At 67.7% G+C, this 26,303-nt stretch carries 23 protein-coding genes; 8 read left to right on the top strand and 15 right to left on the bottom strand.

Annotation, left to right across the window (positions count from 1 at the left end; all coding sequences use genetic code 11):
* Positions 1 to 42 precede the first annotated feature (42 nt).
* The 4 genes from DFLDMN_RS25425 to mctP all read left to right on the top strand — a co-directional run bounded on the left by DFLDMN_RS25425 (position 43) and on the right by mctP (position 4,150).
* Positions 43 to 1,176 carry a transglutaminase-like domain-containing protein gene (locus DFLDMN_RS25425; RefSeq protein WP_423198524.1) on the top strand — a complete coding sequence of 378 codons (1,134 nt, stop codon included), beginning with the start codon at positions 43 to 45 and terminating at the stop codon, positions 1,174 to 1,176.
* Complete coding sequence (selD, locus tag DFLDMN_RS25430) at positions 1,176 to 2,237, top strand: selenide, water dikinase SelD (RefSeq protein ID WP_423198525.1); 1,062 nt, start codon at positions 1,176 to 1,178, stop codon at positions 2,235 to 2,237. The genes DFLDMN_RS25425 and selD overlap by 1 nt, the downstream gene beginning before the upstream one ends.
* 219 nt (positions 2,238 to 2,456) lie before the next feature.
* Positions 2,457 to 2,654, top strand: a complete 198-nt coding sequence (locus DFLDMN_RS25435; protein ID WP_423200568.1) for a DUF3311 domain-containing protein — start codon at positions 2,457 to 2,459, stop codon at positions 2,652 to 2,654.
* Positions 2,651 to 4,150 (top strand): monocarboxylate uptake permease MctP, encoded by a 1,500-nt coding sequence (gene mctP, locus DFLDMN_RS25440; protein WP_423198526.1) that lies wholly within the window; start codon positions 2,651 to 2,653, stop codon positions 4,148 to 4,150. Before DFLDMN_RS25435 ends, mctP begins: the two co-directional genes overlap by 4 nt.
* A gap of 111 nt (positions 4,151 to 4,261) precedes the next feature.
* Here the strand turns inward: mctP and DFLDMN_RS25445 are convergent, their stop codons facing one another.
* The 12 genes from DFLDMN_RS25445 to DFLDMN_RS25500 form a co-directional block, all read right to left on the bottom strand.
* Entirely contained in the window at positions 4,262 to 4,573 is a 312-nt protein-coding gene (locus DFLDMN_RS25445) for a Caa(3)-type oxidase subunit IV (protein ID WP_423198527.1), read from the bottom strand.
* Positions 4,570 to 5,220 carry a cytochrome c oxidase subunit 3 gene (locus DFLDMN_RS25450; protein WP_423198528.1) on the bottom strand — a complete coding sequence of 217 codons (651 nt, stop codon included), beginning with the start codon at positions 5,218 to 5,220 and terminating at the stop codon, positions 4,570 to 4,572. Before DFLDMN_RS25450 ends, DFLDMN_RS25445 begins: the two co-directional genes overlap by 4 nt.
* 65 nt (positions 5,221 to 5,285) lie before the next feature.
* On the bottom strand, positions 5,286 to 6,908 hold the full coding sequence (ctaD, locus tag DFLDMN_RS25455; RefSeq protein WP_423198529.1) for a cytochrome c oxidase subunit I: 1,623 nt from the start codon (positions 6,906 to 6,908) through the stop codon (positions 5,286 to 5,288).
* On the bottom strand, positions 6,892 to 7,872 hold the full coding sequence (gene coxB / locus DFLDMN_RS25460; RefSeq protein WP_423198530.1) for a cytochrome c oxidase subunit II: 981 nt from the start codon (positions 7,870 to 7,872) through the stop codon (positions 6,892 to 6,894). The genes ctaD and coxB overlap by 17 nt, the downstream gene beginning before the upstream one ends.
* Positions 7,836 to 8,660: an SCO family protein gene (locus DFLDMN_RS25465; protein WP_423198531.1), complete on the bottom strand. Its 825-nt coding sequence runs from the start codon at positions 8,658 to 8,660 to the stop codon at positions 7,836 to 7,838. Before DFLDMN_RS25465 ends, coxB begins: the two co-directional genes overlap by 37 nt.
* A gap of 7 nt (positions 8,661 to 8,667) precedes the next feature.
* A complete protein-coding gene (locus DFLDMN_RS25470) occupies positions 8,668 to 9,258 on the bottom strand; it encodes a hypothetical protein (protein WP_423198532.1) in 591 nt (196 codons plus the stop codon).
* Positions 9,251 to 10,354, bottom strand: a complete 1,104-nt coding sequence (locus DFLDMN_RS25475; protein ID WP_423198533.1) for a hypothetical protein — start codon at positions 10,352 to 10,354, stop codon at positions 9,251 to 9,253. Before DFLDMN_RS25475 ends, DFLDMN_RS25470 begins: the two co-directional genes overlap by 8 nt.
* Entirely contained in the window at positions 10,351 to 11,004 is a 654-nt protein-coding gene (locus DFLDMN_RS25480) for a c-type cytochrome (protein WP_423198534.1), read from the bottom strand. Before DFLDMN_RS25480 ends, DFLDMN_RS25475 begins: the two co-directional genes overlap by 4 nt.
* Positions 11,001 to 11,540, bottom strand: a complete 540-nt coding sequence (locus DFLDMN_RS25485; RefSeq protein ID WP_423198535.1) for a DUF3341 domain-containing protein — start codon at positions 11,538 to 11,540, stop codon at positions 11,001 to 11,003. Before DFLDMN_RS25485 ends, DFLDMN_RS25480 begins: the two co-directional genes overlap by 4 nt.
* A complete protein-coding gene (gene nrfD, locus DFLDMN_RS25490; RefSeq protein WP_423198536.1) occupies positions 11,537 to 12,922 on the bottom strand; it encodes an NrfD/PsrC family molybdoenzyme membrane anchor subunit in 1,386 nt (461 codons plus the stop codon). Before nrfD ends, DFLDMN_RS25485 begins: the two co-directional genes overlap by 4 nt.
* Positions 12,915 to 15,887 carry a 4Fe-4S dicluster domain-containing protein gene (locus DFLDMN_RS25495; protein WP_423198537.1) on the bottom strand — a complete coding sequence of 991 codons (2,973 nt, stop codon included), beginning with the start codon at positions 15,885 to 15,887 and terminating at the stop codon, positions 12,915 to 12,917. The genes nrfD and DFLDMN_RS25495 overlap by 8 nt, the downstream gene beginning before the upstream one ends.
* The gene (locus tag DFLDMN_RS25500; RefSeq protein WP_423198538.1) at positions 15,887 to 16,537 is read right to left on the bottom strand and encodes a cytochrome c3 family protein; all 651 of its coding nucleotides are present in this window, start codon (positions 16,535 to 16,537) and stop codon (positions 15,887 to 15,889) included. Before DFLDMN_RS25500 ends, DFLDMN_RS25495 begins: the two co-directional genes overlap by 1 nt.
* Positions 16,538 to 17,030: 493 nt before the next feature.
* Here DFLDMN_RS25500 and DFLDMN_RS25505 point away from each other — a divergent pair, with 493 nt between their 5' ends.
* The 4 genes from DFLDMN_RS25505 to DFLDMN_RS25520 all read left to right on the top strand — a co-directional run bounded on the left by DFLDMN_RS25505 (position 17,031) and on the right by DFLDMN_RS25520 (position 22,630).
* Positions 17,031 to 19,454: a membrane-bound PQQ-dependent dehydrogenase, glucose/quinate/shikimate family gene (locus tag DFLDMN_RS25505; RefSeq protein WP_423198539.1), complete on the top strand. Its 2,424-nt coding sequence runs from the start codon at positions 17,031 to 17,033 to the stop codon at positions 19,452 to 19,454.
* A gap of 104 nt (positions 19,455 to 19,558) precedes the next feature.
* Positions 19,559 to 20,539: a cation diffusion facilitator family transporter gene (locus tag DFLDMN_RS25510; protein ID WP_423198540.1), complete on the top strand. Its 981-nt coding sequence runs from the start codon at positions 19,559 to 19,561 to the stop codon at positions 20,537 to 20,539.
* 136 nt (positions 20,540 to 20,675) lie between these two features.
* On the top strand, positions 20,676 to 21,557 hold the full coding sequence (locus DFLDMN_RS25515) for an alpha/beta fold hydrolase (RefSeq protein ID WP_423198541.1): 882 nt from the start codon (positions 20,676 to 20,678) through the stop codon (positions 21,555 to 21,557).
* A gap of 44 nt (positions 21,558 to 21,601) precedes the next feature.
* Positions 21,602 to 22,630, top strand: coding sequence for an alpha/beta fold hydrolase (locus DFLDMN_RS25520; RefSeq protein ID WP_423198542.1), 1,029 nt, complete (start codon positions 21,602 to 21,604; stop codon positions 22,628 to 22,630).
* A gap of 310 nt (positions 22,631 to 22,940) precedes the next feature.
* On the opposite strand, the gene DFLDMN_RS25525 is transcribed toward DFLDMN_RS25520, so the two are convergent.
* The 3 genes from DFLDMN_RS25525 to DFLDMN_RS25535 form a co-directional block, all read right to left on the bottom strand.
* Complete coding sequence (locus DFLDMN_RS25525) at positions 22,941 to 23,648, bottom strand: hydrolase (RefSeq protein ID WP_423198543.1); 708 nt, start codon at positions 23,646 to 23,648, stop codon at positions 22,941 to 22,943.
* A gap of 370 nt (positions 23,649 to 24,018) precedes the next feature.
* Positions 24,019 to 25,140, bottom strand: coding sequence for a M20 family metallopeptidase (locus DFLDMN_RS25530; protein WP_423198544.1), 1,122 nt, complete (start codon positions 25,138 to 25,140; stop codon positions 24,019 to 24,021).
* A complete protein-coding gene (locus tag DFLDMN_RS25535) occupies positions 25,137 to 26,303 on the bottom strand; it encodes a RidA family protein (RefSeq protein ID WP_423198545.1) in 1,167 nt (388 codons plus the stop codon). Before DFLDMN_RS25535 ends, DFLDMN_RS25530 begins: the two co-directional genes overlap by 4 nt.

Consider the following 26,303-nt stretch of genomic DNA (forward strand, 5'->3'; position numbering starts at 1 on the left):
AGCGGTCGGGCACGTTTCGAGTTTCGAACTAGGGGATACATCATGGATCGACGCGCATTTATGCGGCTTGGCGCCGCTGTACCCGTTTCTCTTGGCGCAGCGGGCATCGCCCCGGCACTGGCCGCCACCTCAACCTCCTCCGCGGTGCCATCCGCGATCGCGCCGGCCGCGGGCTGGCGGGTCTACCAGATGACCACCGACATCCGGCTGCCCGCCGCGGCGGCGCCGGCCCAGGTCTGGGTGCCGTTGGCGGCCCCGCACATCGGCGCTTATCAGCGCACGCTCTCGAGCGAATGGCACGCCCCGGGTGGGCAGGCCCGCGCCGTGTCCGCGCCAGGCTACGACGTGCGCATGGTCGCCATCGCGTGGCCGGAAGCGCGCGATGGCCAGCCGTTGACCGCCACCGTCACCGACGTCGTGGCGATTCGCGACCGTGACGTCGACCTCGGCGCCGATCCCGCGCCCGGCGCGCAGCGCGAATCGGCTGCCGTGCTGCGCGAATACCTGCGGCCCACGCAGTTGATGCCGACCGACGGCATCGTGCGCGACACCGCGCGGGCCATCACCGCCGGCATGACCGACGACATGACACGTGCCCGCGCCATCTACCAGTGGGTGGTCGACCATACCTGCCGCGACGCCAGCGTGCGGGGCTGCGGCACCGGCGACGTGGTCGCCATGCTCAGGACCGGCGGCGTGATGAACGGCAAGTGTGCCGATATCAACGGCCTGTTCGTGGCGCTGTCCCGTGCCGCCGGCATCCCCGCGCGCGACGCCTATGGCGTGCGCGTCGACACCTCCGGGCTGGGCTTCCGCTCGCTCGGCAAGGCCGGCGACATCTCGAAGGCGCAGCATTGCCGCGCGGAATTTTATGCGGCCGGCTACGGCTGGATTCCCGCCGATCCCGGCGACGTGCGCAAGGTCGCGCTCGAGGAAGCCCCCGGCGGCCTGCCCATGACCGACAGCAAGGTGCGCGCCGCGCGTGCGCTGCTGTTCGGCGCGTGGGAAGGCAACTGGGTCGCGTACAACCATGGGCACGACGTTGCGCTGCCTGGCAGCGGACTGGCTCCTGTACCATTCCTCATGTATCCGCAGGGCAGGACCGCCGCGGGTACGCTGGACAGCCTCGATCCCGAGGCGTTCGGCTACCGAATCACTTCAACGAGGAAGGTGTAATGGCGGAAGCAACGATGCGCGACGGGCAGGTTCGTCTGACATCGCTGGCGCACGGGGGTGGCTGCGGTTGCAAGATCGCGCCCTCCGTGTTGTCCCGGATCCTGAGCAATGCGCGTAATTTCCCCGCGCCGCCGGCCTTGCTGGTCGGCATCGAGACCAGCGACGACGCGGCCGTCTACCGGCTCAACGATACCCAGGCGCTGGTGGCGACCACGGACTTCTTCATGCCCGTGGTCGACGATCCGTTCGACTTCGGCCGCATCGCCGCCACCAATGCCATCTCCGATGTCTACGCGATGGGCGGCACGCCGATCCTCGCGCTGGCGCTGGTCGGCATGCCGGTGGACAAGCTCGCGCCGGAAGTCATCGGCAAGATCCTGGAGGGCGGCGAGGCGGTCTGCGCGCAAGCCGGCATCGCCATCGGCGGTGGCCATACCATCGACTCGGTGGAACCGATCTATGGTCTCGTGGTAATGGGGCTGGTGCATCCGGACCGCATCAAGCGCAACAAGGACGCGCGTGCCGGCGATGTGCTGATCCTCGGCAAGCCGCTGGGCGTAGGCGTGTATTCGGCGGCGATCAAGCAGGACATGCTGGGCGAGCCCGGCTATCGCGAGATGATCGCCAACACCACGCGCCTCAATACGCCGGGCAAGCGTCTTGGCGACATGGCTGAGGTGCATGCGATGACCGACGTCACCGGCTTTGGCCTGCTCGGACATCTGCTGGAACTGTGCCGCGGCAGCCAGCTCGGCGCGACCATCGACATGGCAAGCGTTCCGCTGCTGCCCGATGTGGCCGCACTGGCCGGGCGCGGCGCGGTGACCGGCGCATCGCGGCGCAACTGGGCCAGCTACGGCCACGAGGTGGCGCTGTCGCCGTCGATCTCCGAGGTACAGCAGTCGCTGCTGACCGATCCGCAAACCAGCGGCGGACTGCTGGTGAGCTGCGCGCCCGGCGCCGTCAACGAAGTGCTTGCCCTGTTCCGCCGCGAAGGCTTCGCGCATGCCGCGGTCATCGGACAGATGGAAGCCGGTGAGGTACGTGTAAGCGTGGTCTAGCCCGGCAACGCGCGGGGCTCCGACGAGTCCGGTGTATCGTCATGCGTGCCAGCCAGTGAGGGCACTGCATGACGATACAACTCCGCCTTTGTAGCAGCGCGGATACAAAGCGCTAGAAACACGACACATATCAGACAACGCTTGGGCCCAGAATCCTGACCTACGCCAGGCGGCATGCTCGTTGCCGCCTGTTTCTGTTTTGTAAGTCAGGAGAACATGATGGAGACCCCAAAAGGAGAAGGCGCCGGCTGGCTGCGCCTGCTCCTGCTCGCCCCCTATATCGCCTTGCTGTGGCTGCCGTTCTATAACGACACGCAGCCGGCATTCCTCGGCTTTCCGTTCTTTTACTGGTACCAGTTCCTGTGGGTACCCATCACCTCGGTGCTGTTGTATGTCGTGTATCGGAGCATGAAATGAGCGAGCCGACCACGATCAATGGCACCGCCATGGCGGTCTTCATCTTCTTCTTCGCGCTGGTCACCGTGCTCGGCTTTATCGCCGCGCGCTGGAAGCGCGGCGATCTCAACCAGCTGCATGAATGGGGCCTCGGCGGCCGCCAGTTTGGCACGCTGATCTCCTGGTTCCTGGTCGGCGGCGACTTCTATACCGCCTACACGGTGATCGCCGTGCCCGCGCTCGTGTATTCGGTGGGCGCGTATGGGTTCTTTGCGCTGCCCTATACGATCATCGTCTATCCGTTCGTGTTCGCGGTCATGCCCAGGCTGTGGGAAGTCTGCCACCGCAAGAACCACATCACGGCGGCCGACTATGTGCAGGGCGAATTCGGCGGCAAATGGCTGCCGGCCGCGGTGGCCATCACCGGCATCGTCGCCACGCTGCCGTATATCGCGCTGCAGCTGGTGGGCATGCAGGTCGTGATCAAGAGCCTGGGCGTGACCGGCGAACTGCCGCTGATCGTCGCGTTCGCGATCCTCGCGGTGTACACGTACTCGAGCGGCCTGCGCGCGCCGGCGATGATCGCGTTCGTCAAGGACATCATGATCTATATCGTGGTGATCGTTGCGGTCTCGATCATTCCGAGCAAGCTCGGCGGCTACGGCATGCTGTTCGAGGCGGCGGACAAGTTCTTCCAGGCCAAGGGCGGCGCCACCGGGATCATCCTCAAGCCTTCGCAGTTCACCGCGTATGCCACCCTTGCGCTCGGTTCGGCGCTGGCCGCGTTCATGTATCCGCATACCATGACCGGCGTGCTGTCGTCCTCGTCGGCCAATACCGTGCGCAAGAACGCCATCGTGCTGCCCGCCTATACGCTGCTGCTGGGCCTGATCGCGGTGCTCGGCTACATGGCGATCGCGGCCAATGTGCACGTGACCTCGGCCTCCGACGTGGTGCCGACGCTGTTCCTCACGCTGTTTCCGTCGTGGTTCGTCGGCTTTGCGGCCGCGGCCATCGCCATCAGCGCGCTGGTCCCGGCAGCGATCATGTCGATCGGCGCGGCCAACCTGTTCACGCGCAACCTGTACAAGCCCCTGATCGCGCCCAACGTGACCCCCGAGAAGGAAGCCAAGAACGCCAAGCTGTTCTCGCTGGTCGTCAAGTTCGGCGCGCTGCTGTTCATCATCGTGCTGCCCACGCAGTACGCGATCGATCTGCAACTGCTCGGTGGCGTCTGGATCCTGCAGATCTTCCCGGCCGTGGTGTTCTCGCTGTACACGCGTCGCCTGACCACCACCGGCCTGTTCGCGGGCTGGCTGGTCGGCATCGTGACCGGTACCGGCCTGGCGATCTCGATGGGCCTCAAGCCGGTGTACACGCTGCACGTGGGCGATGCGTCCTACCCGACGTATATCGGCCTGATCGCGCTGACCGTGAACATCGTGGTATCGATCGTGGTGTCCGCGCTCACGCAGCACCGGCGTACCGCGGGCGGTGTGTCGGCCGCCACGCGCTGATTGCCGGGATGCGTGGCGCGAGCCGCGCATCCCGCACCCCTCGCAGCTTCCGCACCGCAGGGCCGACGCACGGTCCGGCTTCCCCTCTGCGCAGCGCCACCGCGCCACTGGCTATTCCGGCACGGGCACCTGCCACGGCGCGGCGACCCACACGCGCGTTGCATAGTCGGCATGCGTCAGCCCGAACATCAAGGCCAGCGCAATCAGCGGTGCCACCATCACCACCACCAGCAGCAGGCCGCGCAGCCGCATGAAGCACAGCACGACCAGCATCGCCTTGATGGCCGCAATCGCAAGACTCAGCACGCCGTTCCAGTTGCCGAGCGGCAGCAACGCACAACCGACCGTGGCACCGAGCAGCGCCAGCAGTCCGGCCCAGGTCAGCAACAGGCGCCGCAGCGCCGCGCGCGGCAATGCGGTCATGCCCCACTCCTGCCATACAGGTAGAGCAACGCATACAGGAACAGCCACACGATATCCACGAAGTGCCAGTACAGCGCGGTGATCTCCACCCGCGCGTGGCTGGCACGGCGGGCTGCCCCGCGCGTGAGCGCCAGCGCCAGCCACGTCACCATGGCGATGCCGATGATCATATGAAGCGCGTGCAGCGCGGTCATGCAGAAGTACAGCACGAAGAACAGGCGCGCGGCACGCTCGTACCGCGCGTCGGCAAACTCGAAGCCGGCCCCCGCCGCGGGAAACAGGTGTGCCTGCCATTCGTGCCGGTATTCGACCCCCTTGACGATCAGGAACAGCATGCCAAGCGTCGCCACCGCCCATAGCAGCCGCGCCGTAAGCCGCGCCATGCCGCTGCCGCGCGCCAGTCCTGCCACCGCCATCAGCAGGCTGCTGGTCAGCAGCACCGCTGTATTGCAGGTGCCGAGCAGCAAGTCGGTATGGCGCGCCGCGGCGGCAAAGCCGTCGGGATGCAGCAGACGGCCATACCCATAGCCGAGAAACAGCGGCCCGAAGAACATGGCCTCGGTGCCGAGAAACACCCACATGCCGAGCGTGGCGGCGGTGTCCTGCTGGCGCGGGCCACCAAGGTGCGCACCCGCGTGCGCACCCATGGACGCAGCGCCGTGTGCGTCCGATGGCGCGACCATAGGGACGGCCGCGCCGGCTCGATCGGCACTCATTGTGGCCTCCCTCTACCGCTCACCGGGTCGTAGGCGTACGGTGCGCGCCTCACCACCGGCGGCTCGATGAAGTTGTGCGTCGGCGGTGGCGATGGCGTTTGCCATTCGACCCCCGTTGCATGCCATGGATTCGCAGAAGCGCGCTGGCCGCGCAGCAGCGACCAGCCCAGATACACCAGCGGCATCAGGTAACCCACCGCCAGCAGGACCGCGCCCGCCGACGACAGGATATTGAGCACCTGGAACTCGGGTGGGTAGGCGTGGTAACGACGCGGCATGCCGGCATAGCCGAGCAGATACTGCGGAAAGAAGGTGACGTTGAAGCCCACGAAGATGGTCACGGCGGCGATGCGTGCCCAGGTTTCCGGATAGCGTCGGCCGGTCAGCTTGGGCCACCAGAAATGGATGCCGCCGAGGTACGCCATCACGGCGCCGCCGACCATGATGTAGTGGAAATGGGCGACCACGTAGTAGGTGTCCGTCAGATGCACGTCCAGCGCAAGCGATGCCAGCGTGAGGCCGGTCAGCCCGCCGATGGTGAACAGGCCGACGAAGCCCAGCGCATAGAGCATCGGCGCGCTGAGCGTGATGCGTCCCTTGTAGAGCGTGGCGGTCCAGTTGAAGACCTTGATCGCGGACGGTACCGCGACCAGAAAGCTCAGCAACGAGAACGTGATGCTGGCATAGACCGACTGGCCGCTGACGAACATGTGGTGGCCCCACACCAGAAAGCCGATCGCGGCGATGGCCAGGATCGAATACGCCATGGCGCGATAGCCGAACACGCCCTTGCGGGCGAAGCACGGAATGATCTCGCTCGCCACGCCCATGGCCGGCAGCACCATGATGTATACGGCGGGATGGGAATAGAACCAGAACAGATGCTGGAACAACAGCGGATCGCCACCCAGCGCCGGATCGAAGATGCCAACGTGCGCCAGCCTTTCCACCGCCAGCAGCAGCAGTGTCATGGCCAGCACCGGCGTGGCCAGCACCAGGATCACGCTGGTGGCGTAGTTGGCCCAGACGAACAGCGGCAGGCGTAACCAGTGCATGCCGCTGGCGCGCATCGTGTGCACGGTGACGATAATGTTCAGGCCGGTAAGAATGGAGGAAAAGCCGACAATGAACACGCCCGTGATGGCCAGCACCACATTGCTGTTGGAGAACATGGTCGAGAACGGCGTATAGAAGGTCCATCCGGTGTCGACGCCGCCGAGGAACAGCGCGCCAAGCGTGAACATGCCGCCCAGGACGTAGATGTACCAGCTGGCGAGGTTGAGACGCGGAAAGGCCATGTCGCGCGCACCGATCATCAGCGGCACCAGGAAGTTGCCGAGGACGGCCGGAATCGACGGGATCAGGAACAGCCAGACCATGATCACGCCGTGCGCGGTGAACAGCCGGTTGTAGGTGTCGGCGGCCACCAGGTCGCCAGGCGCCGTCGCCAGTTCGATGCGGATCAGCGTTGCCGCGAACCCGCCGACAAAGAAGAACGCGGTGATGGCCACCATGTAGAGCCAGGCGATGCGCTTGTGGTCCACCGTGGTGAGCCACGAGCGCAGCGTGTCGCCGTCTGCCAGGTAGCTGGGAGCATGCGCACTAACGTGTGTGGACATCGGCGTCTCCGGTCGCGCGGATATATTCGATCAGGGCGAGGATGTCCTCCTCCGTCAACTGGCCGGCAAACGACGGCATGATGGGGGCGTAGCCGGCCACCACGTCCTTGTCCGGCAGCAGCATGGCGTCGCGCAGATAGGCCGGATCGGCGAGCACGGTGCGCCCGTCCTGCAAGTGCACCTGTCGCCCCAGCAGGCCGGTCAGGTCTGGCGCATGGACCGTCGAGCGCGCATCGTGGCAACCGCTGCAGCCGTTGCGCCGGAACAGCTCGAAGCCCCGCGCGGCCATGTCGGGCGCTTGGCCGCCCTGCGCCAGCCAGTGCGCGAACGCGGCTGGCGGCATCACCACGATGCGCCCGAGCATGCCGGCATGGTCGGTGCCGCAGTACTCCGCGCAGAACAGGCGGTATTCGCCGGCCTTGGTGGCGGTAAACCACAACGTGGTGTAGCGGCCGGGCACGACATCGGCCTTGAGACGGAACGCCGGCACGAAGAAGCTGTGGATGACGTCCTGCGACGTCATGGTCAGCTGCACCGGCTGGCCAAGCGGAACATGCAGTTCGCCGATCTCGCGCCGACCGTTGGCATGTTCGAGCTTCCACATCCACTGCCTGGCGACGACGAACACCGGCATGGCGTCCCTGGGTGGACGGTACAGGCTGGCGAAGTCGTATGCGGCCCAGGCGAATGCGCACAGGAAGACCAACACCAGCGCCAGCAGCCATGACCATTCGAGACGGGCCGCGTTGGTCGGTGCGTGGCCGCGCTCGACACGGGAGGCACGGCGATAGCGCCACGACATCCATGCGATCGCGAGCAACACGGCCAGCGCGGCAATGGCGAGCATGATGGTCACGGCCAGCATGAGCGCGTCATAGTGCGCCGCGGAGGTGGAAGCGGAGCCGGGCTGCAGCCAGAACGTGCCGTTCACTGCCGGCGCCCCCGGCGCCTGAAGCGCCGCCATGAAGGGACCGCCAGTACGCCCGCCAGCAGGCCGGCCGCCACCAGCACGCAACCGGCACGCACCAGTGCCATGACCGATGCCGTGTAGCGGCCTGTATGCGGATCGAAATGCGAGCACAACAACAGCACACGGTCCTGCAGCGTGCCGATGCGGCCCGCCGAGGCATCGACCAGTGCCAGCCGGATGGCATCCGGATCGAAGCGGATGCCGTCGAACACATGAGAGATACGCCCCTGCGGCGTGACCACGATAAAGGCGGCCGGATGCGCGAACGCGTCGGATCCGACCCGGGCATAGCGCAAGCCTACGCTTTGGGTGAAGGTCGCAATCTGCGGCGCGGTGCCGGTCAGCAGGCGCAGGTCGCCGCCCGCATGCGCGACCAGCGCGCCATAGCTGGCCTTCTTGCGCGCGGCCATGGCAACGGTCTCGCGCGGATCGATGCTGATGCCGATGACGCGATAGCCGTCCGGCGGCAGGCGCACCGCGGCCAGTCCTTCCAGCACGCCGTCCATGAGCGTGCTGCACAGGCGGGGGCAGTGATAGTAGCCCGGCACGATCACGGCCGGGCGGCCGTCGAGCAGACGCCGCAGCGATTGCTCGCGGCCGTCATCGGCGACAAAGCGCAACGCCAGCGGCAGCCGCGCACCCGGCGGCGCGTCGAGCCCCACCGCGGGTGGCGCCGGCAAGGCGAGCGCCGGCACAGCTGCCGGTGCGGCGCCGCCCGCGACGCCGCCGGAGGCCAGCAGCATGACGGTGACGAGCATGGCGGCCTTCAGATGTCTTGGCATGGCGTCCTCATGGCCTGGCAGAGGGTTGCGGTTGCGGCTGCGGTTGCGGCTGCGGCTGCGCCTGTGGCAGGGATTGCGACGGCAGCCGCGCGTCCGGCGCGTGCCGCGCGGCGAGCAGCGCCATCGCCTGCCCGATCGGAATATGCGCAATGCCGCGTGCGCGATCCACCCAGCCAGCACTCTCGAGCTGGCGCTGCTTCTCGGCAACGTAGGCGCGCCGGCTTTCAATCGGCGCGGATTCCAGCCGCGGCCCGGTGGCGTGCAGCGGCGGCGCCGACACGGCGCTGCCGGCTTGCCGGTCCGCCACCTCCTGCCGCCGCGCGCCTGCCACCAGGCGGTCATCGGGTGGCGCCTGGTGGAGCTCCCCCAGCCAGCGCCACGCCAGCAGTGACATCGTCAGCGCCAGCGCCATGCCGCCGAGCAGCACGCCCACCGCCACCGCCACGGGACGCGCGGGCAAGGCGGTGGTGGGCCGGGGGGCGGTGCCAGCCACGCCCCGCTCGGGGTGTTTGTCGATGCGTTTGTCGACGTGCCCGCCGGCAGGTCCGCCGGCAGCCCTGGCCCCCCGCCCGGCAGCTGTCTCGGCACGTTCAGTCATGCTGCCCTCCACTACCGGTGCCCCGCGCCACTGGCATCGCCCACCCGCGCGGCACGGCCGTACGCGCCGCCGCCGCAAAGACAAGCGCGACCACGGGCGCCAACCACCACCATGCCAACGGCGCAGCCGGCACCGACGGTAGTACCAACCACCACGCGGCCAGCAGTTGGGCCAGCAACAGCACACCTGCAACGCCCGCCAGCACGCGCGGCGCGCGCTTGGCACGGCGGAACAAGAGCACCACCAGCGGCAGCGCAAACTGAAGCACCGCCAGTGCCCAGGCCAGCGGAAGCCAGCCGCCATCGCGGCGCACCACATACCAGGAAATCTCGTGTGGCAGATTGGCACCCCAGATGATGAGGTACTGCGTAAACGAGAGATACGCCCATGTCATCAGGTACATCAGCAGCAGGTTGCCCAGATCGCCAAGACGCTGTGCCTCGCCCGCGCCCGCGCGACGGGCGCACAGCACAACGGCGGCAGCCAGGCCCGACATCGCCTGGCTGCACGCGGCCAGCAGGCCGAACACGCTCGAATACCACAGGGGCATCAGCGACATCAGCCAGTCCACAGCCGCCAGGCTCACCGATACGCCATAAACGATCAGCGCCACCGCCGCAAAGCGTGGCGACCGCGTACAGGCCGGCAACATGGTCAGCCGCGCCAGCAGCGACCAGAGCGCGAGATACATCACGCCGCGCAGCACGAAACACCACGGCGTCAGCCAGAGACTCTTGAATCCGGTGCTGTGCGACGCCAGCTCTCCCGCCCATCGCGCTGACCCGCGCGCCGCGTCCGACGCCCAGGGGTAGAGCGCGTTCATCCCCGCCAGCACCGGCACGAACAGCACCGCCAGCGGCCATACGGCTGCACCCAGCCGCAGCGCATCAGGCCGGATCGCTTCGCCCCAGCGCCCGCCGGTCAGGCTGTGCACCCACACATTGACCAGCGCGCCCAGGCTCAGGCCCAGCGCAAACCACCACGCCGCGAGCCATGCGCCCAGCACCTGCGTCTGGCCCGTCCATGCCGCCGCCAGCCCCGCCCCCAGCAGGAGCGCGAGCACCACCGCGCCGCGCGCCATCCCGGCCGTGGTCATGGCCCCTCCCCCGGCTGCGTGTCCAGCTGCCGCAATGCGCGCGGCGGCAACTCGCCCGCCACGACATGCTGGCTCAACTGCAGCGCGCGCAGATACGCGACGATGGCCCACCGGTCGTCGGGTCTCACTTGCCCCGCATAGGAGGGCATCACACCATGCCCGTCGGTGATCACGTCGAACAACTGGCGATCCGGGGCCTGTCGCAGCCGCTCGATATGGAATGACGGCGGCTGCGGAAATCCGCGCCGCACCACCAGCCCGTCGCCATCGCCGACAGGGCTATGGCAGGGCATGCAATAGATCTGGTACCGTTCGCGCCCACGCGCCAGCCGCGCCAGCGTCAGCGGCTCCGGATCCGCATCCGCCCGCGCCGCCACACGGGCCCGCGCCACCTCGTCGGCGCCAAGGCGGCCGCTGGAGGTGCCGGCAAAGGGTCCGCTCGCACGCGGCTCGGTGCCATCCGGCGGCGTCTGGGCCGAATTGCCGTCGGCAAATACCTCGCCGCGTGTAAACGCCTTGTACCGCGGCTGGTCGTACATGTCCTGCCTGGCCTGCTCGCATCCGCACAGGATCACGATGCACAGCGTGAGCAACGCGCCCGCCGGCCATGGCCATGCCCGTGAACCCGCCGGGACGACATGCGCGCTCACGACCGTACCTCGCACAGCGTCAGCGGTGCCAGGTTCGACAGGAACCGGCGGATGGCTTCCGCTTCGTCGGCATCGGGCGCCGCGCGCACGCACAGGAAAAACCGATGCCGCGTGGCCTGCTCGAAGTCAGGCGCATCGAACACGGGATGCCGCAGCCGCGGCAGCCCGTTGGCCACCAGCATGCCGACCACCGTCGCCACCGCCGCGCCAAGAATGGCCAGCTCGAACGTGGCGGGGATAAACGCGGGCCAACTGTGCAGCGGCCGCCCGCCGACATTGAGCGGATAGTCGATGCTTGCCGAATACCATTGCAGCAGATAGCCGCCGGCAGCGCCCACGATGGCGCCGAGGCCCGCCAGCAGCGGCATGCGCTCGCCGGTCATGCCGACCGCTTCGGCCAGGCCCTCCACCGGGTAAGGCGCGTAGGCCTCGATGCGCCCAAAGCCGGCCTGCCGCGCACGCCGCGCGGCGGCCAGCAGCGCATCGGCGGTGGCGAACTCGGCCAGCATGCCGTAGGAGGCGGTCGGCGCGCTCATGCCTTTTTCCCGGCGCTGTCGTGCACCAGCTCGCGCATCTCCGCCATGGAGATCACCGGCAGGAAACGCACGAACAGAAGAAACAACCAGACAAACAGCGCGATGGAGCCGAACAGGAAGACCCAGTCCCACGCGGTCGGATAGAACATGCCCCAGGCGGAAGGCGTAAAGTCGCGATGCAGGCTGCTCACGACGATCAGGAACCGCTCCATCCACATGCCGACATTGACCACCAGGCAGATCGCAAAGAGCACCCGCGGGCTGTGGCGGACCGCTCGCCACCACAACGCCTGCGGCACCAGCACGTTGCACGTCATCATCGCCCAGTAGAGCGGCGCATACGGTCCCGACCACCGGTTGACCGTCATGAACACCTCGTATTCGTCGCCACTGTAGAACGCCGTGAAGATCTCGGCGGCGTAGCCATAGGCCACGATCAGGCTGGTGGCGAGCATGACCTTGGCGGCATTGGCGAGATGGCGGTCCGTGATGAAGTCGTGCAGGCCGAACGCGCGCCGCAGCGGGATCGCCAGCGTCACCACCATGGCAAAGCCCGAGAACAACGCCCCAGCCACGAAGTACGGCGGAAAGATGGTGGAGTGATAGCCGGGCGTGTTGCCCACGGCAAAATCGAGCGAGACGATCGAATGTACCGATATCACCAGCGGCGTCGCCAGTCCCGCCAGCAGCAGGTAGGCGCTCTCGTAGCGCGCCCAATGGCGCGCCTCGCCGCGCCAGCCTAACGCCAGCAGGCCATAGGCATGACGCGCAAAACGCTGGCCATGCAGGCACGCGCGGTCGCGCAGGGTGGCCAGGTCGGGAATGAGCCCGACATACCAGAACAGCAGGGACACGATCAGGTAGGTGCTGATGGCAAAGATGTCCCATACCAGCGGCGAGCGCCATTGCGGCCACAGGCCCATCGCATCGGGGTACGGTACCAGCCAGTAGAAGAACCAGGGGCGTCCCAGGTGCAGGATCGGAAACAGGCCCGCGATGCCGGCCGCAAACAGCGTCATGGCCTCCGCGAAGCGGTTGATCGATGTCCGCCAGCGTTGCCGCAGCAACAGCAGGAAGGCCGAGATGAACGTGCCGGCGTGGCCGATGCCGATCCACCACACGAAGTTGCCGATGGCAAAGCCCCATGCCACGGGCATGTTCACGCCCCAGATGCCGACGCCATGCGCAAACAACCATGCGATGGCGGCGAAGAATCCCAGCGTGCCCGCGAAGGTAAAAGCAAACGCCGCAAGCCATGGCCAGCGTAGCGGCCGCTCCAGTACGAGGCCGGCGATCTTGTCGGAGACGCTCGCATATCCCCAGCCCGCGCGCAGTATGGCGGTATCGCGTGACAGCGGGGCCTGGCGCGGCGCGTCAGCCATGTCCGCCTCCCGGCTCGCCGGTGGCGTCGCTCCCCCCACCCGCAACAGGACCTTCCGCAGGCTCGTCGTCCGTGCCCTCACCCATGCGCAGCGCCGCGTCGGGATTGAGTACCAGCGCGGCATACGTCGTACGCGGGCGGGTATTGAGCTCGGCCAGCATGGCGTAGTCCAGCGGTGATGCCTTGGCGCGTGCAACCCGGCTGCCCGCATCGTTGAGATCGCCGAACACGATGGCACCGGTCGGACAGACGGCCTCGCATGCGGTCACCACCGCCCCGTCGCGCAGCGGCCTGCCATCCTTCTCCGCCGCGATGCGGGCGCGCGTGATGCGCTGGACGCAGTAGGTGCACTTCTCCATCACGCCACCGCGGCGCACCGTCACTTCCGGGTTCTGCGCTGGCGGCGGACGGTCCAGCGGCGTGTCGGTATAGGAGAGGAAATTGAACCGCCTGACCTTGTACGGGCAGTTGTTGGAGCAGAAGCGGGTGCCGACGCACCGGTTGTACACCTGCACATTCAGGCCATCGCTGTCGTGCACGGTGGCACCCACCGGACAGACTGCCTCGCACGGCGCGGTCTCGCAGTGCATGCAGGGCACCGGCTGGAAGACCGCGCGCGCGGCGGTACCGTCCTCCTTGGCGAGCGGCACGCCGCTTTCGTAACGGTCCACGCGCAGCCAGTGCATGGCGCGGCCACGCGCGACCTCTTCCTTGCCAACGACCGGGATATTGTTTTCAGCCTGGCACGCCACGGTGCAGGCATGACACCCGATGCACGCGTTCAGGTCGATAGCCATGCCCCAGCGGTGTCCGCCTTCCTTCGCCTGCGGCCACGGCGGATAAAGCGACGTCTCCGGCGTCCGGGCCCGCTTCTCCGCCGTGGCAAAGGCCGGATGCCGGCGAAACGTCTCCGCCGTGGCTGCTCTCACCAGCGGCCGGCTCGCCATGTCGGTCTCGTGCTGGATCACGGCAAAGGCATGCTGGCCGCTTACCCGCGCCGCCCGCAGCGGGGGCGCGGCGTCGACCGTCTTCAGGGGATAGGCGTCGAATCCCACGCCGTTGCCGACGCGACCTGCCGCGCGGCGGCCGTAGCCAAGCGGGAGCGTAATCACACCGTCGGCGTGCCGCGTCATGACCCACACGGGCGCTTCCACCGTGCGCGCCGTGCCCGCTGTCGCAAGGCGCAGCATGTCGCCCGTACGGACACCCAACGCCCGTGCAGTGCCGGCCCCGATCAGCGCGGCATTGTCCCAGGTCATGCCGGTCAGGGGACGTGGCAATTCCTGCAGCCAGGCATTGTTGGCGAACTGGCCCACATCCGCGGCGGCGTCGGCGGTAAAGCATGCCACCAGCGGCGGCGCCGCAAAAGCGGGCGGCGCCGGCAACGCCACCGGGCCCGGATCGACCGCCGGCGCGGCGCTTGCCTCGATCAGGCCGCGCTGCAGCACCTCGCTCCACCACGCCTCGAAATCCCGCGTGCCGCGCCGCTGGCGCCAGCTCGCCCGCACACGCTCCCGCTCGTCCCGGTCATCCTCGCCAGCCACCATCGCGAGCAGTGCATGCGCGGAGCGTCCGCCGTATAGCGGCCTGACCAGGGGCTGCACGATGGCCGCGGTGCCATCGTAGGCGCGCGCATCGCTCCATTGCTCCAGCGCATGGGCCAACGGCAGATGCCAGCGGCAAGCCTGCGCTGTTTCGTCGCAATACAGGCCATGGTGCACCGTGAACGGCACCTGCTCCAGCCCCCGTGCAACATCGATCGCGCCGCCGCCGTCGTAGACCGGATTGCAATCGATCATCAGGAGGGTGTGGACCGCCCCCGCGTGCATCGCCTCGACCAGCGCCGTCAGACTGCCGGCCTCCTCTTGCATACCGGCACGGACCGGCGCGATGGCGTCGAGCGTAGCGCCGAAATTGCCGAGTTCGGCATTGATCCGGTGCACCAGCGCGCGCGTGGGGGCGGACAGGCTGCCGCCCGCCGCGAGCAGCGACGCGCCGCGAGTGGCCGCCAGCCGGTCGGCCAGTACCGCTTCCCAGCGCACGGCCTGCGCCACGGTCGGCGCGGGCACGTCGGCCGGCACTCCCGCCACGCCGAGCCGGCGCGCCAGACGCCAGAGCAGCCGTTCGATGTCGTACGGTGCCAGCGCCACACGATTGTCCGCCACCGCACCGGTCAGCGACGGGCTGGCCTCGAGCGCATAGAGCCGCCGCTCGAAGCGCGGTGCGCTCGCGCGCCGCTCGTGCATAAAATCGCGTGCATGGCGCACGCTGCCGGGCCAGTCACCGATCAGGTCCGCGTCGCACGACACGATGGTGGCGGCACGTGCCACGCGCGGCACCACGTCGAGCGGCCGACCGAAGGCCAGCGTGGCGGCACGCGCCGTGCCACCATCGTCGAGCGGATCGTAGCAATGCCAGCGTGCGCGCGGATACTGCCGCAACAGCGCCCGCACCTGTGCGTGCAGCGTCGGCGAGGCAAGCGGGCCCGTGAGGATCCGCAGACCGGCACCCTCGTCGTCTTGCCATGCCAGCCGACGCTGCGCAAGCTCGCCGCGGAAGGCGTCCCAGCTCGCCGGCACGCCCATGCGGCGCGGCATGGCCGAACGCTCGGGGTCCCACAGTTGCAGCACGGCGGCTTGCGCGAACGTATCGGTCGCGCCGAGGCTTGCCGGATGTAGCGTGTTGCCCTCGACCTTGATCGGACGTCCCGACTCGCTTTCCACCAGCACCCCCAGCGCCAGCCCACGCCGCGTCAGTGCGGTGGCGTAGTAGCGCGGCTCGCCCGGCACCATCGTCTCGGGCATGCGCACATAGGGCAGGATCGACTCGGGAGGCGGTCCGCTGCAACCCGCGCCGGCCAACGCCATCGACGCCGCCATGCGTTGCAGGAAGCGGCGCCGCTGCATGCTGGCGGGCAAATCGTCCGCCAGTATCGGCACGACGGGAATGGTCGGACGTTGCGGCATCAGCGGTGACAGGTCGAGCAGTCGGTCAGCCGGCGGCTGTCCTGCAGATGGTAAAGCCGCTGCAGCAACTGGATCTCGTCCTGCGACAGCTTACGCGTGGCTTCCATCGAGAACACCTCCGTCAGCGGACGGATATGCCGCGTGGGATCGCGATGGCAGGCAATGCACCAGTCCATATCGAGCGGAGCCACGCGCCATGTCAGGGGCATGCGATCGACGCGGCCGTGACATTCCACGCAGCCCACGCCCTTGTTGACGTGAATGCTGTGGTCGAAGTACACGAAGTCGGGCAGGTCGTGCACGCGGGTCCATGCGATGGGCCGATTCTCGCGGGCGCTGGCATGCAGCGGCGCCAGCGCCGGCGCGTCGCGATAAAGCTGGGAATGACAGGACAGACAGATCGACGTCGAAGGCATGCCGGCAAACGATGAAGTCTCCACCGTGGTATGGCAGTAGCGGCAGTCGATGCCGTCATCGGAGACGTGATGCTTGTGGCTGAACGGAATGGGTTGCATGGCCGGTTCCAGGGGCGCCACGGCGGGAGCGATGGCCCAACGCCACAACACCACCGCGGCGATGACCGCGATCACCAGTGCGAGCGCCACCAACTTCAGGACAAGCACCGCGGATCGACTGAATGCCTGGGCCATGTCAGGGACAACTCCGGCGCCATCGGGGGCAATGCGAGGTTGCGCCGAATCCTCATCTGCGTGGGAAGACGAACCGACGGCAGGTGTGGCGGCTATTGCCGCGCTTGACGCAAGGGCAATGCCAGTCACGACCGATCGGCCGCGCCCGCATCCGCCACGGCCCGCTTCCCCGATCTCTGCGTGCATGCCACACGGCGGCGCGCGTGGGGCGGTGGCGCTGCCGCGCCCCGGGAAGGGCTGTCATTTGCACCAACGGGTGAAGAATTTACAGTCGCGCGCATGCCCTGCGGCATGCGGTTGTGCGCCGCTCCGCGCTCACCGGCGAGATGCAGGCGGGTGCTGCAGGTGGGTGCTGCAGGCAGGTCCCGCAATCCGCAGCATAGGAGCGTGGCAAACGTATGGGAAGTGATACAGGCAGACGCTTGCCACGACAGTCGATGCACGGGAACGGGGATTGCATCGACCGATAGTCCCTCCCCACTCCTGGACTCCGATGTCGCGACGCATCTCCTGGCTACCGTCGATCACGGGCGCGCTGATCGTTCTGCTTGGCCTGCTCCTGCTGGGCCTGGGCGCATGGCTCGCATTCCTGGGTGGCACGTGGTACTACCTGCTGGCCGGCATTGCCCTTGCCATCTCGGGCGCACTGATGGTGCGCTGCCATGCGGCCGCCCTGCTGCTCTATCTGCTGACCTTTGTCGGCACCGTCGCGTGGTCGGTCCATGAGGTCGGGCTGGACGGCTGGCAACTGTTGCCGCGCCTGTTTGCGCTGGCGCTGCTGGGCCTGTGGTGTGCCATGCCATGGATCGTACGGCCGCTGGTCCGGGGCCGTCAGGCCGCGGCGTTCTCGATCGCCACCGCTCTCCTCTACAGCGGTGCGATCGCGGGCATCTTGTGGGCAGGCTGGCATGCTTCCGAGCTCCGGTTCGTGCAGCACAATCCCGCTCCCGCTCCCGCCGCGTCGATGGTCTCAACCCCGGCCGAGGCGGGGCCGGCGACGCAATGGCGCCACTATGGCCGCACCCTCGCGGGCGAGCGCTATGCACCGCTCGCACAGATTACGCCGGCCAACGTCGGCGACCTGAAACCGGCATGGCGCTACGACACCGGCGACCTGCCGACAGCGAAGGAGACCAGCGCCGGACGCGAGTTCAACTTCGAGGCCACGCCCATCCAGGTGGACAACCGGCTATACCTGTGCACCCCCCACCGTCACGTCATCGCGCTCGATGCGACCACCGGCAAGCAACTATGGCGCTTCGATCCGCAGGGCAACACCTCCGCCAATGAGTACCTGGCCTGCCGCGGGGTCGCCTATTTCACCGCGCCACCGGGACAACCGTGCCCGCGGCGCATTATCGGCACCTCGGCCGACGCGCGCCTGTTTGCGCTCGACGCCGATACCGGTCGCCCCTGCGCAAGCTTTGGCAACCACGGTTTTGTCAGCCTGACCGACCAGATGGGGCCGGTGCCGCCCGGCTTCCACTTCATCACCTCGCAACCGCTGGTTGCCGGCAACCGGATCGTGCTCGGTGGCTGGGTCTACGACAACCAGGCTACCGGCGAGCCTTCCGGCGTAGTGCGTGCCTACGACCCCGTGAGCGGCGCGCTGGCCTGGGCATGGGACCTGGGTCGCACGGACCCCACGGCCCCGCTGGCGCCGGGCGAAACGTACACGCGTGGCACGCCCAACGGATGGGGCACCTACACCGCCGATCCCGCGCTCGGCCTGGTCTATGTACCGCTCGGCAATGCCACGCCCGACTACTTCGGCGGCTTGCGGCGACCGTTCGACGAGGCATACTCGAGCGCGCTGGTGGCGCTCGATCTCGAGACCGGCAAGGAACGCTGGCACTTCCAGACGGTACATCACGACGTGTGGGACTTCGACCTGCCGATCGGCCCCACGCTGGTGGACCTGCGCGCGCGCGACGGCAAGATCGTGCCCGCGCTGGTGCAAACCACCAAGACGGGCCAGCTCTATCTGCTGGATCGACGCACCGGCAAGCCGCTCGCGCCTGTGGAGGAGCGCCCGGTCCCCACCGACCCGGCGCTGCCAGGCGACCACCTGGCCGCCACCCAGCCATATTCCGTGGGCATGCCGTCGTTGTCGCCGGCGAAACTCGACGCCCGTCACACGTGGGGCGCCACTCCCGTCGACCAGTTGTGGTGCCGCATCCAGTTCCGCCGCGCCACCTACCACGGCGACTACACCCCGCCCATGCTCGGTACCACCATTGCCTATCCGGCCTTCGATGGCGTGGTGGACTGGCAGGGCGCATCGCTCGATCCTGCCCGGCAACTGCTGATCGCCAATACGAGCTACATCCCCTTCACGGTAAAGGCCATGCGCGCGCAAGAGGCCATCCGGCAGGGTCTGATGAAACCGTGGGCCGGCTGGGGCAGCCGCGCTCCCTACCCCAAGCCACGCGACTTCTCCGTCGGGCCCCAGCACGGCACGCCTTACGCGGTGATCGTCAAGCCATGGCTTGGCCTGCTGCAGGCACCGTGCAATCCACCGCCCTGGGGCAAGCTGGTGGCAGTCGACCTGCGCGAGCGTCGCATCGTCTGGGAGCGTCCCATCGGCACCACGCGCGACATGAATATCTTCGGCACGCATACCAATGTGCCGCTGCCCACCGGCATCTTCAATATCGGCGGCAATATCGTCACGGGTGGCGGTCTGATCTTCATCGGCGCGACCGCCGATGATTACCTGCGGGCGTTCGACGTGACCACCGGCAAGGAATTGTGGAAGGCGCGCCTGCCCGCGGGCGGTCAGGCCACCCCCATGACCTACCTCGGGCAGGACGGGCGGCAGTATGTGGTGATCTGCGCGGGCGGTCACGGCGGGTTGCGTACGCGCAGCGGCGATGCGGTCATCGCTTATGCCCTGCCGCGCGCAGGCGGATCATGAGCGGAGACCGCAGTGCCAACGCGCCGGCGCCGCCCACATCGTCACCGGCCCCCTCGCCGGCAACAGCAGCAGCTACAGGGCCGGTGACAGGGCCAGCGCCGGCCATGCCGGCGCGTTCGCGTCAGTCGTCGGAGTCACCCCTCGCGATTTATGGCGCCATCGCGGCCAACTGCGCCATCGCCGTGACGAAGTTCGTCGTCGCCGGCATCACCGGCAGTTCGGCGATGATTTCCGAGGCCATCCACTCGACGGTCGATACCGGCAACGAGGTCCTGCTGCTGGTGGGCCTGTCGCGCAGTCGCCGCGCGCCCGACCCCGGACATCCGTTCGGCTATGGCAAGGAACTGTACTTCTGGAGCCTGCTCGTGGCGGTACTGATCTTTGGCGTAGGGGGTGGCATTTCGGCCTATGAAGGCGTGCTCCATATGATGCATCCCGAGCCGCTGCGCGATGCGCACTGGAACTATGTCGTGCTTGCATGTGCCGCGGTGTTCGAGGGCGCCAGCTTCGCCATCGCCCTGCGCCAGTTTCGCCGCGAGACGAGCGGCGTGCCGCTGTGGACGGCCCTGCGCGCCAGCAAGGATCCGACCATCGTCACCGTACTGGCCGAAGACGCCGCCGCACTGGCCGGGCTCGTGATCGCGGCTGCCGGCGTGTACGCGAGCCACCGCTGGAACATGCCGGTGCTGGATGGCGCGGCCTCGCTTGCCATCGGCCTGGTGCTGGCCGGCGTGGCCACCGTGCTGGTGCTGGAAAGCCGCAGCCTCCTGGTTGGCGAAAGCGTCAATCGCGACATGGCGCACGGCATCCTGGCCCTGGCCCACGACGACCCAGGCGTGGAGCGCGCCGAGCGGCCACTTACCATGCACCTTGGCCCCGAGGACGTGCTGGTGACGCTCGACGTGCAGTTTCGCAGCGGCGCCAGCGGACACGACATCGCTCACACCGTCGAACGCGTGGAACGGCGTATTCGTGACCGCTATCCGTCGGTCAGCCGTATCTACATCGAGGCACGGCTGCTGGCCGCCGCAGGCCATCCGCCCGCTCCGACGCATGATCCGGAACACGCCGGTCACGTGCGCTAAAGTGCTTTCGTGCTGGTTTTACGCTCTCAGTAAAACGCGGTCCCGGGCGATGCCCTAGAGTCCTGTGCTGGCATGGCGCAATGGAGTCATGGAGTAACGGCGCGCCACTCGTTTTTCGCTCACGAAGGACTCGATCATGACAAGGTATCGCATTCCACAGGCAATGAAGTCACTGCTGGCCGCCGTGGTGCTGATGGTCGCCAGCCATGTCGCTGCCCCGGCCGCCATGGCCGTCGAGCGCTGGCAGACGCTGCCACCTACCCCTGCCCCGGTGCAATGGGCACGGGCCGGCCACGCCGACCTGCGCGGCATCAGGCTTTACCACGCGGAAGTCGGCCAGGGCCGGCCCGTGATCCTGTTGCACGGCGGGCTCGCCAACTCCGACTATCTGATGAACCAGGTGCAGGCGCTGCGCGCCCGGCATCGCGTCATCGTGGTGGACTCGCGCGGGCATGGCCGCAGCTCGCGCGACACCACACCCTATGGCTACGACCTGATGGCCGACGACGTGATTGCGCTGATGGACCAGCTCGGGATTCCGCAGGCCGATATCGTCGGCTGGAGCGATGGCGCGATCCAGGCGCTCGATATCGCCATCCGGCATCCGCGACGCGTGGGGAAGATCGTGGCGTTCGGCGTCAATACCAGAACCGACGGCCTTATCCCCGATTTCGACAAGAACCCCAACTTCGCCGCATTCATGAAGCGGGCAGGCGCGGAATACCGGAAGCTGTCGCCGACACCGGACGACTACGAGGGCTTTCTGACGCAGATCGGCAAGATGTGGGAAAGCGAGCCGAACTGGTCCGACGCCCAACTCAGGTCGATCCGCTCGCCGGTGCTGGTGATGGACGGCGACCATGACGAAGGCATCCGGCGCGAGCATACCGAGTACATCGCGCGCACCATCCCGCATGCGCGCATGCTGATCCTGCCGAATACCAGCCACTTTGCCTTTATCCAGGATCCCCAGGCCTTCAACGCGGCCATCGTCGACTTTCTCGACGGCAAGCGCTGAAAGGCGCGCTGCCGGGCCACTCCGCTCCGCGTGAAGAACGACCGATGAGGCTCACGATCTTGCCCACGAACCCGCCCTCGATGTTGCCCTCGATGCTGCTCAGGACAGTGCGGCCCGCACTGCGTGCCCTGCCATGGCTGCTGCTGTCCTGGGCCTGTCATGCCGGCACCGTGGACTGGCCCACCGATATGCCTTGCGGCGCCGAGCAGCCCCCGGCCGTGCAGCAGCAGACGCTGGCCACCGCGCAGGGGCAGATCGGCTATTTCCGCTTCGGCCACGGCACGCCCATCGTGCTGATTACCGGCTATCGCGCCAGCATGGCCAACTGGAACGCCGCGTTTCTCAACGCGCTGGCGGCCTCGCACGAGGTCATCGTGTTCGAGAACCGTGGCATCGGCGCGTCGCTCGATACGCCCGATACGCTCGATACGCGCGACCTCCCCGCTGCACCCGGGGCGGGCGGCGATCCCATGCAGGCCTTTGCCCACGATGCCGCCGCATTGATCGAACAGCTGGGCCTGCGCGACGTCACGGTGCTGGGCTGGTCGATGGGCGGCGCCATAGCGCAGGAGCTGGCGGTGCAGGCGCCGACGCTGGTGCGGCGCCTGGTACTGATGAACACGTTGCCGCCCGGGCCCGCCGGCGAGGCAGTGCCGCCCGAGGTCATGAAGGCGCTGTCCGGCAATGGTCCCGATCACTTCCGCCAGGTCATGACGGTGCTGTTTCCCGATGCACTGGTGGCAGACGCCATGCGCTGCTTCGTCAAGGACATGTTCCGCCCGGCGGGCTATGCGCCGCCGTCGATTCCGCCGGCGGCCAGCGGCCGGCAGGAGCGCGCGCTCGCCGCGTGGACGCGCGATCAGGCGGCCCTGACAGCGCTGCGCAAAGTCGCCATTCCTACCCTGATCCTGTCCGGCAGTGCGGACCTCGTGCTCTCCCCGCTCAACGCCGCCGCGCTGGAGCAGACCTTCAGGGATTCCCGCTGGCTCGAGGTGAGTGGCGGTGGCCACGCGATGATGTATCAGTATCCGCGCGAGCTGGCGCGGGAAATCGACGCGTTCATGGCCAGGTAATTCGGAAGAAGGATGCCGGGACTGACGCCGGCAGCCCCGTCATGCCCGCGGCTGCAGCGCCAGGCCGCCGTGCGGGCCGCGCCGGCGCGCTACGCTACGGGCGACGAGTGCGCAAACCGCGAGCGTGCCGGCGAACATCCCGAGCGACGAAGATGTCTGCCCATGTGTGGTGAATCCCGTCGCAAAGGCAACGGTGGCCATTTCCAGCCTGCGTCCAAGTTTCTGCCTGCGTGTCATTGCGGTCCCCGTGCTGCGCGGTGCCGATGCATGAACGGCGCGGCCGTCGATGCCGCGCCGCCACCCGTCGCGATCAGTATTCCGTTACCGGGGCATGAACCGGCGCGATCGACGGGTGGGCGCCCTGGGTGCGCTGGGCGGCCTTGTGCACCATGGTGTAGGCGTAGTCGATGCCCATGCCGTAGGCGCCCGAGTGCTCCTTGGCCAGGCCGGTCACGGCGTCGTACGTGTCCTTGTTCTTCCAGTCGCGTTGCCATTCCAGCAGCACCTGCTGCCAGGTGACCGGCACCACGCCGGCCTGGATCATGCGCTGCATGGCGTAGTCGTGCGCTTCCTTGGTGGTGCCGCCCGAGGCGTCGGCCACCATGTAGATCTCGTAATCGCCTTCGAGCATGGCGCTCAGCGCGAAGGTCGTGTTGCAGACCTCGGTCCACAGGCCGGCCACGACGATCTTCCTGCGGCCGTTGGCCTTGAGCGCGTCGCGCACCTTCTGGTCGTCCCACGAATTCATCGAGGTACGTTCGAGCGTCTCCTTGCCGGGGAACACGTCGAGCAGTTCGGGATAGGTGTAGCCGGAGAACGACTCGCTTTCCACGGTAGTGATGGTGGTGGGCACATCGAAGATCCTGGCCGCCTTGGCCAGGCCCACCACGTTGTTCTTCATGGTCTGGCGGTCCATCGACTGCACGCCGAAGGCCATCTGCGGCTGGTGGTCGATGATGATCAGCTGGCTGTTGCGCGGGGTCAGGACTTGCAGCTTGGCATTGTTGGCGTTCGACATGGGGGCTCTCCAGAAAGATGATTCAATAAGTTTGAGGTTTTATGGGGCGGCGCGGGCTTCGCTTGCCGACTTGCCTGGCGGCTTCCTCTTCCGCCCGGCTGGCTGCTGGCCGCGTATCGCGCTGTCCATGTGCAGAACTATAGCGATCGCCCGGCGAACGGAAGAAGGCTATCGCTGTCATAGTTATTCAAATTTCTTGAATATCGGCTTGCCGCGCACGGCGTCGCTCATCGTGCCGGTAGTTGCGGCGGTAGCCGCGCTGGTGGATTCAACCAATGCAAGGCCGTTAATTGATTTATGGAGGCCTCGCCGCCGTCCATCTTTTGACGCCGCCGGCGGCCCTCGTACCGCCGACGGGACCTATGCCCTCCTAGCCGCCAAACATCTCTGCCCGCTCGAGAATGGCCCGATACATCTGTACCGCCTCGTCGATGCGCGCAGTGTGGCAATACTCATCGGTCTGATGTGCCATCGCCGGTTCGCCCGGACCGAGGATGACCGTGGGCGGATCGCCGGTCAGCGGTCGCAAGGTGCTGCCATCGGTAAAGAACGGCACGGCGCGCGGCACCAGCGGCTGGTGGTGATAGCGCGCGCAGATCGCGAAGATGGCGCCCAGCACGGGATCGTCGGGATCCGAATGCAGCGGCGGCACGTCGACCAGCGGCGCAAGCGCGATGTCGCCACCCAGCAGATCGCGCAGGCGCGTGCACAGGCACTCATGCCGCATGCCCGGCACGGTACGCATATCGACGGTAAAGGTGGCGCGATCGGGCACCGAATTGACGTTGAGGCCTGCGTGGAAGGTACCCACATTGAGCGTAGCCCGCCCCATCAGTGCATGGTGCGCGTCAAGCGGCATCGCGCGCAGGGCCTCGATCGCGCGCGTGGCCTTGTAGATCGCGTTGTCGCCGCGCTCGGGCATCGAGCCATGCGCAGTCTTGCCGCTGGCCACGCCTTCCAGCCAGAGCGCGCCTTTGTGGCCAATGCACGGATAGTTGCCGGTGGGCTCGCCGACGATCAGTACCGAGAGCGGCTCGGCCTGACCGCTGGCCGCCATCGCACGCGCACCGTCGCAGCCGGTTTCCTCGCCACCGGTCAGCAGCAGCCGCACGCCGGGCCCGTCGCGCAGCGCGTCGCGCGCCTGCCAGCACGCCACCACGAACGCGGCGATACCGGCCTTCATATCGCTGCTGCCGCGACCGAACAGCTTGCCGTCGACAATCTCGGCGCCAAACGGATCGTGGCGCCAGTCCGCGGCACCGAGCGGCACCGTGTCGAGGTGGCCGGTAAACCCCGGGGGCTTGCCGCCATTGCTGCCGGCCAAGCTCGCGGTCAGGTTGAAGCGCCGCGGACCAAAGGTGTCGAGCCGGACCGCGAAGCCCGCATCGGCCAGCAACCCGGCCAGGTAACGCGCGCAACGTTCCTCGTCGCCGGGCGGATTCAGCGACGGGATGCGGACCAGCTCGCGCGTCAGGTCGATGGCATCGATCATGGCTGCCCCAGGATGGCCAGTCCATCGACCTGCACCCGCTGCCCGGGCGCCATGAAGCCGGCCACCTCGACGATGCTGAGCACGGTGCGTCCGGCCACCAGGAAGTCGCGCAACGCGGCCCGCACGCGGTCAGCGAGGTCTTGCGGTTGGCCCGCCGCCACGAACACGTTGAGCTTGACGAGGTCGCGCGGCGTGGCGTGCGCGGCCGCCAGTACCGCCGCCACGCGTGCCAGCGCGCCATCGAGCTGCGCGGCAAAGCCGTCCTGCCCCGGCGCGGCCTGCGCGCCGACATGCAGTTCGGCGCCGGCCAGCCAGCCCGGCGCAAACCCCTGTGGCGCCAGTTGCCAGGCCTCGCTGCCCGCGGGCCAGACCGGCTTGCCCGGCGTCCGCGACGCCATCGCATCGATCTCGAGCAGCAAACCCTCGTACAGCAGATTGACGCCGATCATCGTGATGGCGGGCTTGTGTGCGCCGCAGCGCCGCGCCACGCCGGCCACGATCTGCGCGCCCAGCCGGCGCGAGGCGTCCGCATCGGCGCCATGCTGGTAGGCAATCTTGATGGCGGTGACCTCGGGCCAGCCGGCCTGCGCGTCGCGCAGCACATGCTCGATATATTCGAGCGTGTTCTCCGTCTGCGCCTCTACCTCGCCCGGTGCCAGCGCCTGGCCCTGGCGGTCGGCCGAGATCTGGCCGCCCACATAGATCCGATGCCCGACGCGCCAGCCCTGCGAGAACGGCGTGGGCATGCTCCAGTCCCAGGCGTGCGCCGGCATGATGCGCTGCCGGTCGCCGCCGAGTTCGGCAATGCCGTCCACCGCGATCAGACCCGCGCCGCCGCCGACGCCCTGCACGCGCAACGCGGTGGCCGCCGGGCCGGGGTTGGCCAGATGCCGCAGGCGCACCGCGGTCATGCGCTCCCAGTAATCGGTCACGGCGGCGCCGTCGCCATCGAACAGATAATAGGTGTGCAGCTTGGTCAGGTCGGCCATGCTGCCGCCGGCCGCTTCCAGGCATGCGACCAGGCTGCGAAAAACGTGATCGGTCTGCTCGCCAATGGCAGTGGCTTCGGCGAGCTCGGGCTGCGTCGCCCGCACCGGAAGTTGCAGCCCGACATAGACGGTCTGACCCACCCGCCTCAGCGCAGGAAAAAATTCGTTCTCCAT

Origin of the sequence: Cupriavidus sp. H19C3 (genome assembly GCF_049393815.1) — a bacterium.
Lineage (GTDB): Bacteria > Pseudomonadota > Gammaproteobacteria > Burkholderiales > Burkholderiaceae > Cupriavidus.

Excerpts from the sequence above, each read along its gene's own strand:
- DFLDMN_RS25425 (WP_423198524.1), top strand. The coding sequence starts at position 43 with ATGGATCGACGCGCATTTATGCGGCTTGGCGCCGCTGTACCCGTTTCT.
- selD (WP_423198525.1), top strand. The coding sequence starts at position 1,176 with ATGGCGGAAGCAACGATGCGCGACGGGCAGGTTCGTCTGACATCGCTG.
- DFLDMN_RS25435 (WP_423200568.1), top strand. The coding sequence starts at position 2,457 with ATGGAGACCCCAAAAGGAGAAGGCGCCGGCTGGCTGCGCCTGCTCCTG.
- mctP (WP_423198526.1), top strand. The coding sequence starts at position 2,651 with ATGAGCGAGCCGACCACGATCAATGGCACCGCCATGGCGGTCTTCATC.
- DFLDMN_RS25445 (WP_423198527.1), bottom strand. The coding sequence starts at position 4,573 with ATGACCGCATTGCCGCGCGCGGCGCTGCGGCGCCTGTTGCTGACCTGG.
- DFLDMN_RS25450 (WP_423198528.1), bottom strand. The coding sequence starts at position 5,220 with ATGGGTGCGCACGCGGGTGCGCACCTTGGTGGCCCGCGCCAGCAGGAC.
- ctaD (WP_423198529.1), bottom strand. The coding sequence starts at position 6,908 with ATGTCCACACACGTTAGTGCGCATGCTCCCAGCTACCTGGCAGACGGC.
- coxB (WP_423198530.1), bottom strand. The coding sequence starts at position 7,872 with ATGGCGGCGCTTCAGGCGCCGGGGGCGCCGGCAGTGAACGGCACGTTC.
- DFLDMN_RS25465 (WP_423198531.1), bottom strand. The coding sequence starts at position 8,660 with ATGCCAAGACATCTGAAGGCCGCCATGCTCGTCACCGTCATGCTGCTG.
- DFLDMN_RS25470 (WP_423198532.1), bottom strand. The coding sequence starts at position 9,258 with ATGACTGAACGTGCCGAGACAGCTGCCGGGCGGGGGGCCAGGGCTGCC.
- DFLDMN_RS25475 (WP_423198533.1), bottom strand. The coding sequence starts at position 10,354 with ATGACCACGGCCGGGATGGCGCGCGGCGCGGTGGTGCTCGCGCTCCTG.
- DFLDMN_RS25485 (WP_423198535.1), bottom strand. The coding sequence starts at position 11,540 with ATGAGCGCGCCGACCGCCTCCTACGGCATGCTGGCCGAGTTCGCCACC.
- nrfD (WP_423198536.1), bottom strand. The coding sequence starts at position 12,922 with ATGGCTGACGCGCCGCGCCAGGCCCCGCTGTCACGCGATACCGCCATA.
- DFLDMN_RS25495 (WP_423198537.1), bottom strand. The coding sequence starts at position 15,887 with ATGCCGCAACGTCCGACCATTCCCGTCGTGCCGATACTGGCGGACGAT.
- DFLDMN_RS25500 (WP_423198538.1), bottom strand. The coding sequence starts at position 16,537 with ATGGCCCAGGCATTCAGTCGATCCGCGGTGCTTGTCCTGAAGTTGGTG.
- DFLDMN_RS25505 (WP_423198539.1), top strand. The coding sequence starts at position 17,031 with ATGTCGCGACGCATCTCCTGGCTACCGTCGATCACGGGCGCGCTGATC.
- DFLDMN_RS25510 (WP_423198540.1), top strand. The coding sequence starts at position 19,559 with ATGCCGGCGCGTTCGCGTCAGTCGTCGGAGTCACCCCTCGCGATTTAT.
- DFLDMN_RS25515 (WP_423198541.1), top strand. The coding sequence starts at position 20,676 with ATGACAAGGTATCGCATTCCACAGGCAATGAAGTCACTGCTGGCCGCC.
- DFLDMN_RS25520 (WP_423198542.1), top strand. The coding sequence starts at position 21,602 with ATGAGGCTCACGATCTTGCCCACGAACCCGCCCTCGATGTTGCCCTCG.
- DFLDMN_RS25525 (WP_423198543.1), bottom strand. The coding sequence starts at position 23,648 with ATGTCGAACGCCAACAATGCCAAGCTGCAAGTCCTGACCCCGCGCAAC.
- DFLDMN_RS25530 (WP_423198544.1), bottom strand. The coding sequence starts at position 25,140 with ATGATCGATGCCATCGACCTGACGCGCGAGCTGGTCCGCATCCCGTCG.
- DFLDMN_RS25535 (WP_423198545.1), bottom strand. The coding sequence starts at position 26,303 with ATGGAGAACGAATTTTTTCCTGCGCTGAGGCGGGTGGGTCAGACCGTC.